Annotated in this window: 14 protein-coding genes; 1 reads left to right on the top strand and 13 read right to left on the bottom strand. The window is 43.0% G+C overall.

The features are described 5' to 3' along the window. Positions 1–6: 6 nt before the first annotated feature. From oppC to AX677_RS06830, 5 genes are all read right to left on the bottom strand, one after another. Positions 7–933 carry an oligopeptide ABC transporter permease OppC gene (gene oppC, locus AX677_RS06850; RefSeq protein WP_002908085.1) on the bottom strand — a complete coding sequence of 309 codons (927 nt, stop codon included), beginning with the start codon at positions 931–933 and terminating at the stop codon, positions 7–9. Next, positions 933–2429 (bottom strand): ABC transporter permease, encoded by a 1497-nt coding sequence (locus AX677_RS06845; protein WP_060976608.1) that lies wholly within the window; start codon positions 2427–2429, stop codon positions 933–935. The genes oppC and AX677_RS06845 overlap by 1 nt, the downstream gene beginning before the upstream one ends. A gap of 64 nt (positions 2430–2493) precedes the next feature. Then, entirely contained in the window at positions 2494–4488 is a 1995-nt protein-coding gene (locus AX677_RS06840) for a peptide ABC transporter substrate-binding protein (protein ID WP_060976607.1), read from the bottom strand. Between the two features lie 233 nt (positions 4489–4721). Continuing rightward, entirely contained in the window at positions 4722–6692 is a 1971-nt protein-coding gene (locus AX677_RS06835; RefSeq protein WP_060976606.1) for a peptide ABC transporter substrate-binding protein, read from the bottom strand. 172 nt (positions 6693–6864) lie between these two features. Next, positions 6865–8820: a peptide ABC transporter substrate-binding protein gene (locus tag AX677_RS06830; RefSeq protein ID WP_060976605.1), complete on the bottom strand. Its 1956-nt coding sequence runs from the start codon at positions 8818–8820 to the stop codon at positions 6865–6867. 292 nt (positions 8821–9112) lie between these two features. Between AX677_RS06830 and pbp3 the strand changes: the two genes are divergently transcribed. Beyond that, a complete protein-coding gene (gene pbp3, locus AX677_RS06825; protein WP_060976604.1) occupies positions 9113–10381 on the top strand; it encodes a D-alanyl-D-alanine carboxypeptidase PBP3 in 1269 nt (422 codons plus the stop codon). A 139-nt stretch (positions 10382–10520) separates the two neighbouring features. Here the strand turns inward: pbp3 and sufB are convergent, their stop codons facing one another. From sufB to AX677_RS06785, 8 genes are all read right to left on the bottom strand, one after another. After that, the gene (sufB, locus tag AX677_RS06820; protein ID WP_002893631.1) at positions 10521–11933 is read right to left on the bottom strand and encodes a Fe-S cluster assembly protein SufB; all 1413 of its coding nucleotides are present in this window, start codon (positions 11931–11933) and stop codon (positions 10521–10523) included. 17 nt (positions 11934–11950) lie between these two features. After that, positions 11951–12388 carry a Fe-S cluster assembly sulfur transfer protein SufU gene (gene sufU, locus AX677_RS06815; protein ID WP_060976603.1) on the bottom strand — a complete coding sequence of 146 codons (438 nt, stop codon included), beginning with the start codon at positions 12386–12388 and terminating at the stop codon, positions 11951–11953. After that, positions 12375–13607, bottom strand: a complete 1233-nt coding sequence (locus AX677_RS06810; protein ID WP_060976602.1) for a cysteine desulfurase — start codon at positions 13605–13607, stop codon at positions 12375–12377. Before AX677_RS06810 ends, sufU begins: the two co-directional genes overlap by 14 nt. A gap of 40 nt (positions 13608–13647) precedes the next feature. Beyond that, the gene (gene sufD / locus AX677_RS06805) at positions 13648–14910 is read right to left on the bottom strand and encodes a Fe-S cluster assembly protein SufD (RefSeq protein ID WP_060976601.1); all 1263 of its coding nucleotides are present in this window, start codon (positions 14908–14910) and stop codon (positions 13648–13650) included. A 41-nt stretch (positions 14911–14951) separates the two neighbouring features. After that, positions 14952–15722 (bottom strand): Fe-S cluster assembly ATPase SufC, encoded by a 771-nt coding sequence (sufC, locus tag AX677_RS06800; RefSeq protein WP_002893635.1) that lies wholly within the window; start codon positions 15720–15722, stop codon positions 14952–14954. Positions 15723–15811: 89 nt separating this feature from the next. Beyond that, on the bottom strand, positions 15812–16978 hold the full coding sequence (locus tag AX677_RS06795) for a glycosyltransferase family 4 protein (protein ID WP_060976600.1): 1167 nt from the start codon (positions 16976–16978) through the stop codon (positions 15812–15814). Continuing rightward, positions 16969–17721 carry an adaptor protein MecA gene (mecA, locus tag AX677_RS06790; protein WP_048774117.1) on the bottom strand — a complete coding sequence of 251 codons (753 nt, stop codon included), beginning with the start codon at positions 17719–17721 and terminating at the stop codon, positions 16969–16971. Before mecA ends, AX677_RS06795 begins: the two co-directional genes overlap by 10 nt. 175 nt (positions 17722–17896) lie before the next feature. Further along, the gene (locus AX677_RS06785) at positions 17897–18739 is read right to left on the bottom strand and encodes an undecaprenyl-diphosphate phosphatase (protein WP_060976599.1); all 843 of its coding nucleotides are present in this window, start codon (positions 18737–18739) and stop codon (positions 17897–17899) included. Positions 18740–18756: the final 17 nt, after the last annotated feature.

The following is an 18756-nucleotide window of genomic DNA, read 5'->3' as shown; positions in this document are numbered from 1 at the left end:
TTACTCCTATCTATGTGTACGTGGATCGCTGGCGTCGGCTAAGTTTTGACCAACTACGAAGAAAGTAAGGGATACCAAAATCAGAGTTGTGAGTGGAATCCAAAAGAGGTAGGCATTCGTCGTCACATTTTGAGAATAATCTGAAATCAAGCGTCCCAAACTTGGCACTGTTACAGGAAGTCCTAATCCAAAGAAGGACAGAAAGGCTTCGTAAGAGATAAAGCTTGGCAACATTTGCGAAGTGGTGGTCACGATAACAGATACCAACTGCGGCATAATGTTCTTCGTAACAATCTTGAGAGTCGGTGTACCAAGGGTACGAGAGGCAAGGTTGTACTCCAAATCCCGATAGCGCATAATCTGCACACGGATAGTGTAGGCAATACCGACCCATCCCGTAATCGTCATGGCAAAAATCAGATTCCAGAAACCAGCACCGATAGAGTAGGTCAAAACAATGACAATCAAGAGGGCTGGGATATTTGAAATGATATTGTAGATTTCCATCATGACACGGTCAACTGTTTTGGAAATTCCCCAGATACCGCCAATGATAACTCCGATAGCCAGATTAATAACCGTCGCAATAATCGAAATAAGAATAGAGTTACGGGCACCAAACCAAACACCGTCAAAGAGAGACTTACCATTACTATCCGTTCCAAACCAGTATTGACCACTTGGCTTGATATAACGCATGCTAAAATCATTTACCTTGCTCACGTCATTAAAGTCGAAGTTTGAAAACATAGGATAAATGAAACTCATAAGAATAATGGCAATCAGAATCCCCAGCATGGTAATGGTTGATTTCTTTTTCAGAAATTGACGCATGACTGACTTCCAGTAAGAATAGGCTGGAGCATCAATCGTTTCAGAGGCAAAATCGTCACGTTTGACAAATTGGAATTTGCTTTTATCAATTGTAGCCATTATTTACCTCCTTTTGATGTTAACTTGATACGTGGGTCCAGTACTGTCATCAGAATGTCACCCAGCAAGAGTGCAAAGATAGACAGACATGTGAAGATGAATACAAGACCAACAACCATAGAGTTATTAGATGCCTTAACGGAATCAATCAACATCTTACCCATACCAGGGAAAGCAAAGACTGTTTCTGTCAAGGTTGCACCGGAAATAACTCCGACAATTGAAGCTGGGATACTAGATACCAGCGGCACCATAGCGTTTTTAAAAATGTGCTTGTTAGAAATTTCTTTTTCTGAGAGACCCTTAGCACGCGCAAAGCGGACAAAGTCCTGAGACTGAAGGTCAATCATATACCGGCGAATCCAAACAGCTGTCCAAGGAGCACTCAAAAGCCCTAAAATAACAGCTGGAAGGACATAAGAACGCCAATCTCCCGCTCCCAAGATTGGGAAGGAGTCTGGAAGACCAACAGCAGAGCCCGCCAAACGGACGATGTAGACCAAGGCGATGGTTGGCAGTGACATCATAAAGGTCAAGCCCGCTGTAGAAATGCTATCAAACCATGTATTCTTGAGTCGAGCCATGTAAGAACCGAGTGGAATAGCAATCAGATAAGACAGAGCCACACCAATCAAACCAATAATAGCTGAGCTGGTAATCATGGATGGATTTTGATAGTTGCTTTGAGTCGCTGTATAAGCATCTCCCTTACCAAACTTAGCAATGTCCTGTGAATCGGCTTTGCTTGGTGTCTTATAGGTACGAGAGTAAATGTTAACAGACGATGTCTTTTTACCTGTTGGGAATTGGACTTCGGAAGATTTAGTTTGTCCTTGCCCTTGTGTAATAACCTGCAGTACAGGGATATTAGCATAGGTTGGATAAGAATTCCCTAAATTAAAGGTAATAAAGTTCTGATGAACAAATGGGAACTGACCATTAAAGTAAAGCAAATACTTATGCTTGGTACCTGAACCTACAAGAGACCAGCCGACAGAAGGATCATTTTCAAACCGGATATAACGCTCTAGGTTTGGATTTTCCTCATCTTGGATAACATTTGGATGGTCAATTTGAATCAAATTAGCATAGAACTCGAAGACACGTTCATACACAGGTACTTCACGCACAGCGTAGAATTCTCCGCTCAGTGGGAATTTCTTCAATTTCCAACCATTACCAAGTTTATCAACATACTTCTGATAAATCTTCTCGTTTGCTTCAGTAGCTTCTGTGGTAACAGAAGAATCTTCCTTACTGGCTTTATCCTGCAGTTTCTTAGTATCATAATAGTCAATGTAACCCATCCGCTCAAAGATGGTGTTTTCATAGTTAGTCTTTTTATCTTTATTGGTCGCTATTTTATTATAGTTGGGATCCTGCTTGAAAATCAACCTTCTTGGCACCATAGTATAGATAATGGCATAAGTCAGGGTCGTCACCAAGAAAATCGACACAATTGAGCGTAAGATACGCATAAAAATATATTTTTTCATTTATCGTTTCCTTTAAATTCCAAAAGAACTTTCTCCTCTATTAGAGAAAGTTCTCTTAGCAAGCTTATTTCACGTGGTCTGCTAATTCTTCTTGAGCTTTTTTATTAGATTCCGCACGTTCTTTATTCCATTTTTCCTGAGCGCTATTATAATCTTTTGTCGTTACAGGCTCATCCTGCAATTTCATATACTTATAACTTGCTGCATCACGCGCCTTAGCACCAGACCATGCAAATGGAGCTGAGAATGGTACCACCTTAGTCAAGATTGGACGTCCTGTTTTAGAAGTTACTGGAATCAGCAAGGCACTATCAGTTAACCAAGCCTGAGCTGCTGCATATTTTTCATAGCGTTTATTCAGATCTTGCTTTTCTGCACCTGCTTCGTCCACCAGCTTAGCATATTCATCCAAGCCAACCTTTTTCGCCGCAGCATTTTCTGTGCCATCAAAACCTAAGAAAGTCTTAGTGTTTTCACCACCAGGTTTGATGACATCTAGATAAGTAGATGGATCTTGATAGTCCGGAGTCCATCCGACATTATCTGAAATATCCCAGTCTTCTTCAGCAGCAGAAGGTGCAAACAAAGTAATATTGGTCACTTCATCTTTAGATAATTGGTGAACATCAATCACAACATTATCTTTCCCTAAGGTCTTTTCAATAGACTGCTTGAGAGATTGAACACGTTGTACCTTAGAAGTAGCTGTTTGATCAACCGGAATATCCAAATGGATTGGGAATTCTACGCCTTCAGCTTTCAAAGCTTCTTTTGCTTTAGCAAATTCTGCCTTAGCTTTCTTTTCATTATAAAAACCATCTTGACCATCTGAGAAGTCTACATCTTTCCATTCTTCCCCATAGGTAACGACTTTTTCCTTAACCAGGTCACCAAAGGACTTATCACCAGCCTGCACAAAGGTTGGTGGGATGTAAAGGTTACGAAGGAGTTTATCTGCTCCGTCCTTACCATTAGTCTGTGATGCATAGGACTCACGATTGAAAGCAAAAGTTAATGACTGACGGAAGTCTTTGTTAAGCAAGGCTTTCTTTGTTGAAGTTTTTTGAGTTTCTGATGTCTTTGCAGTATGATTATAAGACTGGCGATCAATGTTTGTACCTACTAAGAAAGTTGAAGCATCCTGCGGTGTATAGACGATATTATCTTTAAAATCTTTTTCTACCTTTTCATAAGTCGGACTTGTTGGAAAGAGCTTCGCTATTGACAAAGCGCCTTGGCTGAACTGCTCAGCAGGTTTTCCTTGATCTTGTCCATCATAGAAAGAGAGTTTAACTGTATCTACGTGAACATTTTCTTTATCCCAATAATTAGGATTCTTCTCAAATTGGATTTCAGATTTTGAAGTCAATGATTTGAGCAAGAAAGGTCCGTTGTAAAGTAAGCTAGTTGGATCAGTTGCTTGAGCGAACTTATCACCTTGGTTTTCCAAAAACTCTTTGTTTACTGGGTATAGAATTCCCATTGTAGTCTTAGAGTTCCAGAAGCTTTCAGGCTCATTGAGAGTATACTCAACCGTATAATCATCAATCGCTTTGATTCCTACTTCTGAGAAATCTATCTTCCCAGAAATATAGTCTTTAAGTCCTTTAACAGAATCCTCAACCAAGTAGATTGTTTCAGATTTATTATCTGCTGCATACTTGAGACCTGTAACAAAGTCTTCCGCTGTAACATCTGCGTACTCTTCACCTTCAGAAGTATACCACTTAGCGTCTTTGCGAAGCTTGTAAGTGTAGGTTTTCCCATCCGGAGATACGGTCCAATCTTCTGCCATTGATGGAATCAGGTTTCCATATTGGTCATTTTCTAAAAGACCGTCAATGACATTGGCTGTCAAGTCTGTTGTAGCAGCCTTACTTGAAGTGAGATAGTTCAAGTTTTCAGGTTCTGTCTCGTAAATATAATTAAAGGTATTTAAGGTGTTTGAAGTATTTGAACTGCCTGACTTTGTGTTTGGCTTAGAGCCTGAGCAAGCTGCAAGAAAGCCAGCTGCAAGAAGAGTAACTCCTGCTAGCGCAAGGACTTTGCTTTGTTTCATATGGGTTTCTCCATCTTTTAGATTTTTAGATTTAATTAAGATTATAGCATAGATAGTACTAAAAGTAAAATAAATTTTCAGAATATTAAGTTAGCTCGCTAACACCCTCAGATGTTTATGCAATTAGGTTTCCCGCATGTCTGTCATCTAGGACTGGACAACCTCAAGCTGACCCATTTCGTCTTCAAAAATCATCAAAAATCCCACTGTTGCTACAATGGGATTTTCTTGCTTTATTTGATATGTTCTGCGAGTTCTTCTTGAGCTTTTTTATTGGATTCTTCCTTTTCTTTTGCCCATTTTTCACGCGCTTTTTCATATTCTTTAGTCGTTATTGGTTTATCTTGGATTTCAACATATTTAAAGCTGTATTCACCCTTGTTTCCAGTCCAAGCAAATGGTCCTGAGAATGGAACAACCTTACGGACACTTGGTGTTGCACCAGATGACCAAGCTGGCATCAACAGAGCACTGTCTGTCAGCCAAGCCTGAGCTGCCGCATATTTTTCGTAACGTTTGTTAATATCCTCGTTTTCTGAAGCAGCGTCTTCCAAGAGCTTATCATACTCTTCAAAGCCAGCCTCTTTAGCTGCTGCATTGTCTGTACCAGGATCAAAACCAAAGTAGCTGTCAACATTTTCACCAGTCTTAGATCCAGTGATTTCCAGATAAGAAGAAGGATCGTTATAATCTGGGCTCCAGCCAAGATTATTATTCAAGTCCCAGTCTTCTTGAGATGCTGAGGTCGCAAAGTAGGTGATGTTATTCAAGTCATCATCTGTCATCTGCTGAATATCAATCACCACATTGTCAGAGCCAAGGTTGGCTTCAATAGACTGCTTCAGTGACTGAACACTCTTAACACCATTGGTATCTGCTGAGCTGACCGGAATATCCAGATGAATAGGGAATTCCACTCCTTCTGCCTGCAGCGCTTCTTTAGCTTTGGCAAATTCTGCCTTAGCTTTTTCTGGATTATAAAAGCCATCCTGAGCGTCGTCTAATTTGACTCCCTTCCACTCATCACCGTAGCTAGCTAGATTTTCTTCTACAATGCTGCCGAACTCTTTACCATTAGCTTGAACAAAGGTTGGCGGAACAAAGGTATTACGAAGTTGCTTGTCTGCTGCTTCTTCGCCATTGGTTTGGGCAGAATAGGCAGTACGGTCAAAGGCAAAAAGCAGAGCCTGACGGAAATCTTTATTGAGCAGTGCTTTCTTAGTGGACGATTTCTGTGCATCCGTTGTCTTAGAAGTATGCTCGTAAGACTGACGGTCGATATTAGTTGTAACAAAGAAGGTTCCTGAACCTTGAGGAGTGTAGACGATATTATCACCATACTGTTTCTTCACACTGGCAAAGTTGGAGCTATTTGGGAAAAGACGGGCAATGGTGTAGTTGCCGTCAGAGAAGCCACGCACCAGAGACTCTGTATCTTGACCATCGTAGTAAGAGAATTTTACAGTATCAATTTTCACCTTTTCCTTATCCCAATAGTTAGGATTCTTCTCTAAGCTAATTTGAGATTTCGAAGTGATAGATTTCAAGATAAACGGACCGTTATAGAGGACACTGGTCGGATCCGTTCCCTGAGCAAATTTGTCACCTTTTGATTTCAGAAATTCTTCATTGATTGGGAAAAGAATCCCCATGGTTGTCTTAGAATTCCAGAAACTTTCTGGCTGATTCAAAGTATACTGAACAGTAGAATCATCCACCGCCTTAACACCAACTTGGGAGAAGTCAGTTATTTTACCATTGACATAGTCGTCCAAGCCTTTAATGGATTTTTGAACGATATAGAGACCATCAGACTTGCTGTCTGCGGCATGCTTCAGACTGGTCACAAAGTCCTTAGCAGTCACATCTGCATATTCTTCACCATCAGAAGTATACCATTTCACTCCCTTACGAAGCTTATAAGTATAGGTCAGACCATCTTTTGAAACCGTCCAATCTTCTGCCAAAGAGGGAACTAAGTTACCATACTTATCGCTTTCCAGCAAACCATCTACTACATTAGCCATAATCTCATTGGTTGCCCGTTTATTGGACACTGTGTAATCCAGCGTATCTGGATCTGCCGTATAAACATAACTATAGTTTTTCCCAGATGAATTGGAGCCGCCAAACGAACAGGCAGCCAAAATTCCTGCAGAGAGAATGACAAGCCCAGTCGCTGCAGCTAACTTAGATGTTTTCATAAACTTCCTCCAGTTTTCATTAAGATTACTTTCATTATAGCACTTCTGCGACAGGATGTAAACGCTTCAATGCAATGGAGACGAACATAAAAAGAGAGAACAAAATGTTCTCTCAACTAAATAACTTGATTCAGGACAGCCACAAAGAGACAAACTTTTGCTGTTCAAAATCTTATTTGATATGTTTTTCTAGCTCTTCTTGGGCTTTTTTATTGGATGCTTCCTTTTCTTTTTCCCATTTCTTAAGAGCCGCTTCGTAGTCTTTAGCTGTCACAATATCATTTTGGAGCTCCATGTTCTTAAAGACATAGACATCTCCTTTGATTCCGACATAAGAGTAAGACTTGGTAAATGGCACGACCTTTTGAACAACTGGTGAACCACCGCCAGAAACACCGGGAATAACAATGGAGCTATCTGTCAGCCAAGCCTGAGCTGCTGCGTATTTAGTATAACGAGCATTGGTATCTTGTTTTTCCTTATCAGCCTCATCCAATAACTCTTTGTATTCGTTCAAGCCAACTTTATTTGCAACATCAGCATTTTTCCCTTTTTCTAAACCAATATTATCTGTAGCGTCACCCGTTTCTGGGTTGAAAATATTCAGATAAGTTGATGGATCTTGGTAGTCTGCTGACCAGCCAGACATGTTGAGGTCGTAGTCCTTCTGAGCTGCTGTTTCTGCAAAGTAGGCAGAGTTATCAAAGTCATCTGTAGACATTTGCTGAACATCAATGACGACATTGTCCTGACCGAGTGCTGCTTCAACAGACTGTTTGAAAGAGTTAGTCCGCTGCACTAAGACTTTGTCAGTCTGATCCACAGGAACATCAATATGGATAGGGAATTCAACACCTTCTGCTTGCAAGGCTTCCTTAGCCTTAGCAAACTCAGCCTTGGCCTTGTCAGCATTGTAGATGCTGTCTTGGGCATCTGTCAGTTTGACACCGCTCCACTCATCACCGTATGTAGGAAGTTTGCTCTCTACTACATCTGAAAAGTCTTTGCCATCAACCTGCACGAAGCTAGGAGGAACAAGTAAGCTACGGATGAGTTTAGTCGCCCCATCTTTACCATTCATCTGAGCTCCAAAAGATGTCCGGTCAAAGGCAAAGTTAATCGCCTGACGGAAGTCTTTATTTTGAATAGCAGCTGTAGTTGATGCCTTTTGAGCATCTGATGTCTTAGACGAATGATTATAAGTCTTACGATTCAGATTGAAAGCAAAATAGAAACTAGTTGAATTCTGTGGTGTGTAAATAATATTGTCTTTGTACTGCTTTTCTACAGAAGCATAGTTAGAGCTCGTAGGGTAAAGCCGTGCTTGAGAATAAGCCCCGTCTGAGAAGTTGCGGATCAAGGATTCCTGATCCGAACCATCAAAATAAGTCAGTTTTATATTTTCAACCTTGACATTGTCCTTATCCCAATAGTTCTGGTTTTTAGCATATTCAATGACAGACTTAGAAGTGAATGCTTTCAGAACATAAGGTCCGTTATAAAGAATGGAAGAAGGTTTTACGGTACCAAAATCTTTGCCTTGTGACTTCAAGAAATCCTCATTGATGGGGAACAGAATCCCCATGGTCGTCTTAGAGTTCCAGTAGCTTTCTGGCTGGTTGAGCGTGTATTCGACCGTGTGGTCATCAACTGCTTTTACTCCAACTGTTGAGAAGTCTTTAGACTCTCCTTTGACATAGGCATCCAAGCCTTTGATAGAGCTTTGGACGATAGGAAGAGCTTCAGAATTTTCATCTGCCGCGTGCTTCAAACCTGCTACAAAGTCTTGTGCTTTAACCTCTGCATATTCTTCACCATCTGATGTGTACCACTTAGCATCTTTACGAAGCTTATAGGTATAGGTCAAACCATCCTTTGAAACAGTCCAGTCTTCCGCAATAGATGGAACCAAATTGCCGTATTTATCATTTTCTAAAAGGCCGTCCACCAAGTTTGTAATAACATCGGACGTAGTAGCTCGATTTGAATTGACATAGTCCAAAGTATCAGGATCACTCAAATAGACATAAGAATAGGTATTACTGGCACTAGAGCTTCCACAAGCAGCTAAGATTAGTGTTGACACGACTGTCAGTCCAGTAATGGCCAACCATTTAGATTTTTTCATGAGCATTCTCCTTCTCAATTTATATTGTATTATTATACAATATTTTTTTATAAAAACAAATGTTTTATGTAGAAAAATAATAATTTTCTATTTTTCAGCTTGTATATCTGTATTATTTCAAATATTTTTCTATTTTGTGAGTTTTTCCGAAAGATGCTTTTATAAAAAATCTCTTTAAGGGGATTACCCTACTTTTCTCTACATTTATTTTGTAACCTTTTATTATCCTTGATTTATAAAAGAAAAGAGAATTTTATGATACAATGGTTATATCTTGTTTTAGGGGAAAGAAATGAAACGATTATTCCTATGTTTACTAGTTTTGGTCGGAATGACCGCCAGCAAGGTTGCAGCAGATGATTTCAACATTGCCGCTAAGAGTGCAATGGCTGTGGACGCTACTTCCGGAAAGATTCTCTACGAAAAAGATGCTAATACTCCAATTGAAGTCGGCTCCATCACCAATCTTTTGACCATCTACCTGGTCTATGAAGCCATTGAGAGAGGAGACCTGACTGCCGATACCTATGTTGATATTTCAGACTATGCTTACAATCTAACATCTAATCCAAATATCAGCAATGTCCCTTTGGAAGCCAAACGTTACAAAGTCAAGGACTTGATTGCCGCGTCCTTGATGTCCAGCTCCAACAGTGCCACGATTGCTTTGGCTGAGAAGGTTGGAGGCAGCGAAGAAAATTTCGTCCAAATGATGAAGGCCAAGCTCAAAGAATGGGGAATCACAGATGCTACTATTGTGAACTCCACAGGGCTGAATACTCTTCTTCTGGAATACGCAACTGAAGAAACAGAGTATAGCGCCTCAGCTAGCACATCTAAAAAAAGCAAGGACACTGAAAACAAGTTCAGTGCCTACGACTTGGCTGTTATCAGCCGGCATCTGATTATGGACTTCCCTCAAGTGACAGACATCACGTCCAAGTCCACAGCTAAAATTGCAGGGACGAGTCTGGAAAATTATAACTTCATGTTGGAAAACCAGTCCAACTTCCGCTCAGGTGTAGACGGACTCAAAGCCGGCAGTTCGGATAAGGGGGGCTCTTCCTTTGTTGCGACGACTACTGAAAATGGCATCCGCATGATTACAGTTGTGCTGGACGTTGAGCAAACTGACGGCGACCCCTACGCACGCTTTGTAGCCACAGCGTCTTTAATGAACTATGTTTCGCAAAACTTCACCCAGACGACTATTGTGGCTGAGGGGGAAGCCTACAATAAAAGCAAGTCAACCGTTATTGACGGCAAGCAAAAGACCGTTCCAGCCGTCGCCAGCAAGGATTTCACCATCATTGAACGCATTGCCAATCAGGCTGAGCACAAGGTGGAATTTTCCACCAACGAAAAAGGCTTCCAAGCTCCGCTGAAAAAAAATACTGAGCTCGGAACCTTGACCTATACCGACCCTGAGCCAATCGGCCAAGGTTATCTGGAAAACAAAGCGCCTTCTGTCACGATGGTGGCAGGCCAAGAGGTAGAAAAAAGTATCTTCTTCAAGGTCTGGTGGAATGACTTCGTCCGCTATGTCAACGAGAAACTATAAAGAACAGCCGCGAATCAAATGATTCGTGGCTGTTTTGTATGTTTTCTAAATGTTGGGCTAGAGCTAGCAAACATCTTTGAATATTAACTCACAATGCGTGTCTTCAAGCAGTGATTCAAAATTTCGCTTAGACGAAGCTTTACCCAACTGATCCTTCCATTTCATAGCTGATCAAGCGGTTCAGCTCAACAGCATACTCCATAGGCAGTTCTTTGGTGAAAGGTTCAACAAAGCCCATGACAATCATTTCGGTTGCTTCGGATTCGGACAAGCCACGGCTCATGAGATAGTAGAGCTGCTCTTCGGAAATCTTAGAAACCTTGGCCTCATGCTCCAGAGCCACCTGAGAGTTATGAATTTCATTAAAGGGAATGGTATCTGATGCCGAAATATCATCCATGATAATCGTATCACACTCAATATGGCTGACAGATTTCTGTGAATTCTTTCCAAAGGTCACTTGACCGCGGTAATCCACTTTACCTCCGCCCTTAGCAATAGACTTAGACACGATAGATGAGCTGGTATGCGGAGCATTGTGAATCATCTTAGCCCCTGTATCTTGGTGCTGATTGGTATTGGCAAAGGCAATGGAAAGCATAGTTCCACGCGCTCCAGGTCCATCCAGATAGACAGACGGATATTTCATAGTCGTTTTCGCACCGAGGTTCCCGTCAATCCACTCAACTGTCGCATCTTTCATAGCCCGCGCCCGCTTGGTCACGAGGTTGTATACATTATCGGACCAGTTTTGAATAGTGGTGTAGCGCATATAGGCCCCATCGAGGGCAAAAATTTCAACAATCGCAGCATGCAAGCTATTGCTGGAATAAGTCGGAGCAGTACATCCTTCTACATAATGGACGCTAGCACCCTCATCAACGATAATCAAAGTCCGCTCAAACTGACCCGAATTTTCATTGTTAATCCGGAAATAAGTCTGCAAAGGAACATCTACCTTGACACCTTTTGGAACATATATGAAGGTACCACCTGACCAGACGGCGGAGTTGAGAGCTGCTAGCTTGTTATCTGTCGGAGGAACCAGCTTAGCAAAATACTGCTTGAAGAGCTCTGGATATTCCTTTAGAGCTGAGTCGGTATCCGTGAAAACGATTCCTAGCTTTTGGAACTCTTCCTTCATATTGTGGTAGACCACTTCTGATTCATACTGGGCCGCCGCACCAGCGAGATAAGCTCTCTCTGCTTCTGGGATCCCAATCTTCTCAAAGGTTTCCTTAATCTTCTCAGGCACTTCATCCCAGCTTCTAGCAGGCTTATCAGAAGCCTTTTGGTAATAAATCAAGTCATCAAAATTAATTTCTGACAAATCCGGCCCCCAAGTCTGCATCGGCATCTTCTTGAAAGCCTCGTAGGATTTGAGGCGGAAATCCAGCATCCACTCTGGTTCATCCTTGGCTGCAGAAAGCTCACGAATGACCGCTTCATTCAGCCCTTTCCCTGTCGAGAGAACAGGTTCAACATCGTCATGGAAACCAAACTTGTATTCACCGAGATCAATCGGTTTTGGTTCTACTCTTTCTTCTGACATAATTTCCTTTCACATTCTTACTTTTTATCATCTTCAATTGCTCGCTTGAGGGCATTCCAACCCAAGGTCGCACACTTAATCCGCTGCGGGAATTTGGCAACGCCTGCTAAAAAGGCTCCATCTCCCAATTCTTTCTGGCGACTGTCTTCCTGGCCCTGAACCATCTGCGAGAAAACTTCTGCTAATTCCAGCACCTGCTCTTTTGTCTTGCCCAGAACCGCATCCGTCATCATGCTGGCCGAAGCCGTTGAGATAGTACAACCAGAATTTACAAAGGCAATATCCTCAATCTGACTTTCAGCATTAAACTTCACTGACAGGCTGATAACATCGCCACAGGTTGGGTTATTAAGGACTACCTGCTCCACATCTTCCAGTTTCCCATGGTGATGGGGGTGAGCCGAGTGGTCCGTCACAACCGCCTTGTAAAGACTGTCTAACTTAGAAAGCGCCATTGAAAAACTCCTTTGTCTTTTCTAAAGCATCTACCAGCTTGTCACAATCTGCATAGGTATTGTAGATATAAAAGCTGGCACGCACAGTCGCTGGCACCTGTAGATAGGTAAGCAAAGGCTGGGCACAATGGTGACCCGCCCGAACAGCCACTCCTTCGTAGTCCAGAGCCGTCGCGACATCATGCGGATGGAGATCATCCAGGTTAAAGGCAATCACACCTGATCGCTGGGCCAAATCCTGAGAGCCATAAATGGTCAAACCTTCCACTGCCTGCAGCTTAGGAAATACGTAGGCAATCAGGTCCTGCTCATGCTGGGCAATGGCATCCATACCCAAGTCTTCCAAATAATCAATGGCTGCCGCAAGACCGATTGCTCCTGCCATATTCGGAGTGCCAGCCTCAAACTTCCAAGGCAATTCCTTCCAGGTCGCTTCCTGCTCATAGACAAAATCAATCATTTCGCCGCCGAACTCAACTGGCGACATCTGCTCTAGCAATTCTTCCTTACCATAGAGAACGCCGATACCGGTAGGTCCGGCCATCTTATGTCCCGAAAAGGCAAAGAAGTCCACATCCAAATCCTGCACATCAATCTTCATATGCGGAATGGATTGAGCACCGTCCACCACCAAAAGCGCTCCTCGCTGATGAACCAGCTGGGCAATCTCCTTGATGGGATTGATGACCCCAAGGACATTAGAAGCATGAGCTAGAGAGACAAACTTTGTCCGCTCATTGAGCTTAGCACGAAAATCCTCCATATCCAGAGCACCATCTTTGAGATAGACATAGACCAACTTGGCTCCAGTCTTCCTACAAACTTCCTGCCAAGGAATGACATTGGAATGGTGCTCCATAATCGAAATCATCACTTCATCACCAGGCTGCAGCCTTTCAGCCGCAAATTGAGCCGCCCAGTTAAGGCCCGTCGTAGTTCCTCGTGTAAAGAGGACTTCTCTGCTTGAAGCTGCATTGATAAAAGAATGAACTCTTTCCCTGGCTGCTTCATAGGCCGCTGTCGCACGCTCGGCTAGCGTATGCACACCGCGGTGCACATTGGCATTGTCTCTAAGATAGTAGTTTTCAATAGCTGCCAGCACCTGCTTGGGTTTCTGGGTTGTCGCCGCATTGTCCAAATAAACCAAAGGCTCATCATTGACAATTTGGTCCAAAATGGGAAAATCTTGCTTGATTGCTTCTGCGTTAAATCCAGACATGAAGACTCCTATCTACTTTTACGGGACAAGGTCCAGCTTTTTATCTTTTTGCGAGAATAATATCGATATTTTCAATCATTTCATCACGGACTTCCTTAACAGGGATTTCTACTATCACTGAGCCCAAGAAGCCGCGCACGACCAAGCGTTCAGCCGTCGCCTTATCAAGACCCCGACTCATGAGGTAGTACATATCCTCTGGATCCACCTGGCCGATAGAAGCCGCGTGACCAGCTGTCACATCGTTTTCATCAATCAAGAGGATTGGATTAGCATCTGAACGAGCCTGGTCAGACAGCATGAGAACTCGGCTTTCCTGCTGGGCATCTGCTCCCTTGGCACCTTTGATAATATGGCCGATACCATTGAAGGTCAGGGTTCCTTTTTCTAGGATAACCCCGTGCTGCAGGATATTTCCGATAGAGTTGCAGCCATAGTTAGTTACTCGGGTATCAATCCCCTGAACCTGCTTGCCACTTGAGAGAGCCACTACTTTCATATCCGCATGGCTGCCCTTGCCATAAAGGTCGCTATCAAAGTCAGCCACAACATTGCCTTCGTTCATAACGCCGATAGCCCAGTCAATCATGGCATCATTGTCCAGCTTACCTCTACGGCTGATATAAGCTGTTACATTTTCGCCCAAGCGATCAATAGCTGAAAACTTAATCTGAGCTCCAGCCTGAGCAATAACTTCGACAGTGATATTGGCTGTTACTGGGACAGAGCCCTCGCCGTAAGTTTCCAAGCGTTCCAAGTAGTTAACCTTGGAATGCTTGCCTGCGATAATCAAAATATGCTTGTTAAAAGGAACATCGCTTTCGCTGTCCTGATAAAAAATTCCTTCAATTGGCTGGTCAATCTCAACATTGTCCGGCACATAAAGAACGGCACCGCTGTTGAAATAGGCAGTGTGGTAAGCTGCCAATTTGTCCTCGTCGTACTTGACCGCAGACATAAAATGCTTCTCTACCAGCTCTGGAATCTCTTCTAAGGCAGTGTGGAAATCAGTGAAAACCACACCTTGTGCTGCCAAGTCAGCTGGCAATTGCTCCAAAACAATATGAGTTCCCACTTGGACAAGCTTGAGATTGTCATCTAGGGCTGTAAAGTCTGGAACACTTGTCAGCGGCTCACTCTCTGAAATACGGCCGTCACCCAGATTCCAACGGTGAAATTTAACCCGCTCAATACGCGGCAATTCTAACTGGTCAATCTTATCAAAGGCCTGCTGGCGCAGTTGAAAGAGCCAATCTGGCTCTGCATGTAGCTGTGAAAATTCTTGAATCAATTCTTTAGTCATGTCATTCTCCTATCTTTTATCAAAGTCAAAAGAATGTTTGACTAGGCTTCTTCGGTATAGGTGAAGCCCAACTCTTCAGCCAATTTAGCATAGCCTTCTTTTTCCAAACGGACTGCCAATTCAGGACCGCCAGAAAGAACGACTTTACCATCCATCATGACATGAACTACATCTGGAGTGATATAGTTGAGCAGGCGTTGGTAGTGAGTGATAATCATAGCACCAAAGCCCTCACCGCGCATAGCATTAACCCCTTTGGACACAACCTTAAGAGCATCGATATCCAGTCCCGAGTCAATCTCATCCAAGAGCGCAAAAGTCGGCTCAAGCATGAGCAACTGCAGGATTTCGTTACGCTTCTTTTCACCACCGGAGAAACCTTCATTGAGGTAGCGCTCAGCCATTTCTTCTTTCATGTTGAGCAGTTCCATCTTTTCATCCAGCTTCATGATAAAGTCGCGGACAGAGATTTTTTCCTCATCTTCTTTGCCAGCATTCATAGCTGCACGTAGAAACTCTGCATTAGTAATACCAGGAATTTCACTAGGGTACTGCATAGCCAGGAAGAGTCCCATGCGAGCACGCTCATCCACTTCCAATTCTAAGATATTGACTCCATCAAAAAGCACTTCTCCTTGAGTCACTTCGTAGTTAGGATTGCCCATAATTGCTGCAGACAAGGTGGACTTCCCTGTTCCATTTGGGCCCATAATAGCTGCGACCTCTCCCGTTTTCAGAGTGAGATTCACCCCTTTGAGAATTTTTTTCCCTTCGATTTCAACATGAAGATCTTTAATTTCTAAGACAGACATTTCTTTTTCCTTTCTTTGCTTAGCTGATTTACATACTTTAGTATACCAAAAAAAAGCCCAAAAGGCTTTTATTTTGTTTAGAGCTATTCTTATTTATTCCTCTTTTGACGCCATTTCCGCCGAACTTCCTCACGGTAGTAGGAGTTGCCAATAAAGCGGAGAATATTGAGCAAAGGAGTACGATTAGGCCCCAAAACTCCGACCAGCTCAGCAAAGAGCTCAACACCCAGAAGTAAGCCTATCATCAAGAGCACGCCACCAATTCGACTGGAAACATTCAACAAGAGAGAAATCATGGCAAAGACCAGCGAAATCCCGTAGATAACCAGCACTGTCCCGCGGTGGGTCAATCCCAAGGATAAGAGTCTGTGATGAAGATGATGCTTGTCAGGCGTGTAGAATTTCTGACCAGATAGAGTACGGCGGATAATCGCCAGAAAAGTATCCGTAATCGGCACTCCTAAGATAATCATAGGCGTCACCACCGCAACAGCCGTCGCATTTTTTAGCCCTTGCAAGGACAAGACGGCAATCATAAAGCCGATGAAGAGAGCCCCCGTATCACCAAGATAGATGATAGCCGGGTGGTAATTGTAAGGGAAAAAACCCGCAATTGACAAGACCAAGACGAAAATTGTCAGGGTCAAAAAGAGATTGTGCTGGGGCAAAAAGAAGTAAGAAACAATCCCCATCGTTACCAAGGAGATGATGGACACCCCACTCACCAGACCATCCAGACCGTCAATCAAATTAACCGCATTGGTGATAGAAATAATCCACACCACTGTCAAAATATAGGACAGCCAAGGCTCAAAATGCAGGAAAGGTCCGCCAAAAGGAAGCTTAAAATCATCCAATCGGAAATCCGTCAGCCACCAGATTAGGCTGGCCGCTAGAACAATTCCCCCCATTTTCAGCATAGGCGACAGCTCTTTGATATCATCGACCAGCCCTGTAAAGGCAATAATCAAACCACCAATCACGACCGGCCAAACATAATCAAAATAGGTCTGTCCAAAAAAATCTACAGCAACAATCTGTGGCATCAAGAGCAGAGTAGAGATAGAAAAGGCCGCTACAATCGCCAGCCCGCCACTGCTAGGCATGGGCTTTTTATTGATGCGGCGAGCATTGGGATAATCTACCGCACCAATCTTAAAGGCTAAGAGCCGAACCAAGGGCGTCAGAATCACCCCGATAAAAAAAGTTCCCAGCAATACCAAGATAAACTTTAACGGAAAAGTAATCATAGGCATTCAACCTTCTGCAGGCCGGAGACCGCATCTGTCACCAAAAGCAGATGACCGTGCTCCTGAAGCACCGCCCGAGTGATATCTGAATCATCTGCAAACTCACGCATCTTGGCCAAGAGCCAAGCTGGATAGCGCTCTGGAAAACCCTCAACATCTACTAAAATCGTCAAATAATAAGCAGAATCATGCTTATAAAGCTCTGATAAGTCAATCTTATAGTCCACCGTCTGGGCAAAGGCCGCAGCAGCCTTAATATCTTCAAAACGCAGGATATAGTAAATGTAACGCTCTGCATTTTCTGTCAACTGCTCATCGGCCGCCTGCTGAGAAAATTGCGCCCCTTCCTCTGCTTCGGCTGTTTCCAAAGATTGGACTGCTTCTATGTCTTCCTTACTCTTTTCAAAAATGCTCTTTTCCAATGTCTTGAGGAATTCATCTGGAGACATATGAGACAGCTCATCCATGTCTGGCAGATCTGCCAAATCCTCAAAACTCAGATTCTTATCTAATTTAGACTTGGTAACAAAAACATCTACCTTATCTGGCTTAGGCGTCACACGGAAACTCAGCATACCGCTGTCCAAAAAATTATCCGGCATTTCCAACTCATCTAAGATAGTATAGAAAAACTCTTCCGTCTTTTCTTGGGGGACCAAGAAATCGGCCATTTCCATGCCGCGCTCTTCCAAATCTTCCAGCTGAATCGTGATTTTTATGGTCGAATCACTAATCTGTTTCATTTCCATATCTCTACCTCATACACTTCTAGTCCTACTATTATACTAAAAAATCCCCCGTATTTCAAAAAATAGCTAGTATTGGTCTGAAAATGGAGGTTGCAAGAAAAAACTCTCAGAAAATTCCGAGAGCTTCTTATTTCACTACATGAGAGAGTCAGGGAAACATTAAAATCTCCCCCTTTTATCCCATCAAGGCTTTGAATGCTGCATAAACCAGAAGCACGCCGCCTAGGCCAATCCGATATTTCCCAAAAATTGTAAAGTCATGCTTTTTGACGTAGTCTGTCAGGAAACGAATCACGACTAGACTGACACCGAAGGCCACCCCCATGGCAACTAAGAGCAAAAAGATTTGCCCAAATCCCAGACTGTTCCCATTCTTGATGAACTTGAGAATTTTCCAGCCACTAGCGCCAAACATAATAGGAATCCCCAAATAGAAAGTGAACTCTGTCACGACAGAACGACTGACACCATTCAGGAGACCACCGACAATGGTGGCACCAGAACGGCTAGTTCCAGGGAAGAGAGCTAGAATCTGAAAGAGACCAATTTGCAAGGCAGTTTTGTAAGGAAGAGAAGCTAAATCTGTCACAGCAGGCTCCTCATGCTCGCGCCTTTCCAGATAGATAAAGGCCGCCCCATAGACAATCAGCATCACTGATACAGAGACCAGATTGTAGAAATGCGCTTCAAACCAATCATCCAAGAATAAGCCGATAACAGCAGCCGGCAAGGCTGCCACGACGACCTTAGCCCAAAGTTGCCAAGTCTTTTGAACCTGACGTGCTGACTTGCCTGGTTTAAAAGGGTTGAGCTTATCAAAATAGATGACAACAACCGCCAAAATAGCTCCCAGCTGGATAACGACATTAAACATTTCCATAAAGGCTGGACTTTGATTTTTATACTGGATAAAATCTTGAATCAAAATCAGATGCCCTGTACTGGAAATCGGCAGCCATTCTGTGATTCCTTCGATGATTCCGTAAATAATAGAGATAAAAATTTCAATGATAAACATAGAATACTCCTGAAACA

The organism is Streptococcus sp. CCH8-C6, assembly GCF_001557225.1.
GTDB lineage: Bacteria > Bacillota > Bacilli > Lactobacillales > Streptococcaceae > Streptococcus > Streptococcus sanguinis_C.
This window is presented reverse-complemented; position numbering and strand designations above follow the sequence as displayed.

Bases quoted from the DNA above. Each gene is read 5' to 3' on its own strand.
- AX677_RS06835 (WP_060976606.1), bottom strand. From the start codon at position 6,692: ATGAAAACATCTAAGTTAGCTGCAGCGACTGGGCTTGTCATTCTCTCT.
- AX677_RS06840 (WP_060976607.1), bottom strand. From the start codon at position 4,488: ATGAAACAAAGCAAAGTCCTTGCGCTAGCAGGAGTTACTCTTCTTGCA.
- sufB (WP_002893631.1), bottom strand. From the start codon at position 11,933: ATGTCAGAAGAAAGAGTAGAACCAAAACCGATTGATCTCGGTGAATAC.
- sufC (WP_002893635.1), bottom strand. From the start codon at position 15,722: ATGTCTGTCTTAGAAATTAAAGATCTTCATGTTGAAATCGAAGGGAAA.
- oppC (WP_002908085.1), bottom strand. From the start codon at position 933: ATGGCTACAATTGATAAAAGCAAATTCCAATTTGTCAAACGTGACGAT.
- AX677_RS06845 (WP_060976608.1), bottom strand. From the start codon at position 2,429: ATGAAAAAATATATTTTTATGCGTATCTTACGCTCAATTGTGTCGATT.
- sufD (WP_060976601.1), bottom strand. From the start codon at position 14,910: ATGACTAAAGAATTGATTCAAGAATTTTCACAGCTACATGCAGAGCCA.
- sufU (WP_060976603.1), bottom strand. From the start codon at position 12,388: ATGGCGCTTTCTAAGTTAGACAGTCTTTACAAGGCGGTTGTGACGGAC.
- mecA (WP_048774117.1), bottom strand. From the start codon at position 17,721: ATGGAAATGAAACAGATTAGTGATTCGACCATAAAAATCACGATTCAG.
- AX677_RS06795 (WP_060976600.1), bottom strand. From the start codon at position 16,978: ATGCCTATGATTACTTTTCCGTTAAAGTTTATCTTGGTATTGCTGGGA.
- AX677_RS06830 (WP_060976605.1), bottom strand. From the start codon at position 8,820: ATGAAAAAATCTAAATGGTTGGCCATTACTGGACTGACAGTCGTGTCA.
- pbp3 (WP_060976604.1), top strand. From the start codon at position 9,113: ATGAAACGATTATTCCTATGTTTACTAGTTTTGGTCGGAATGACCGCC.
- AX677_RS06810 (WP_060976602.1), bottom strand. From the start codon at position 13,607: ATGTCTGGATTTAACGCAGAAGCAATCAAGCAAGATTTTCCCATTTTG.
- AX677_RS06785 (WP_060976599.1), bottom strand. From the start codon at position 18,739: ATGTTTATCATTGAAATTTTTATCTCTATTATTTACGGAATCATCGAA.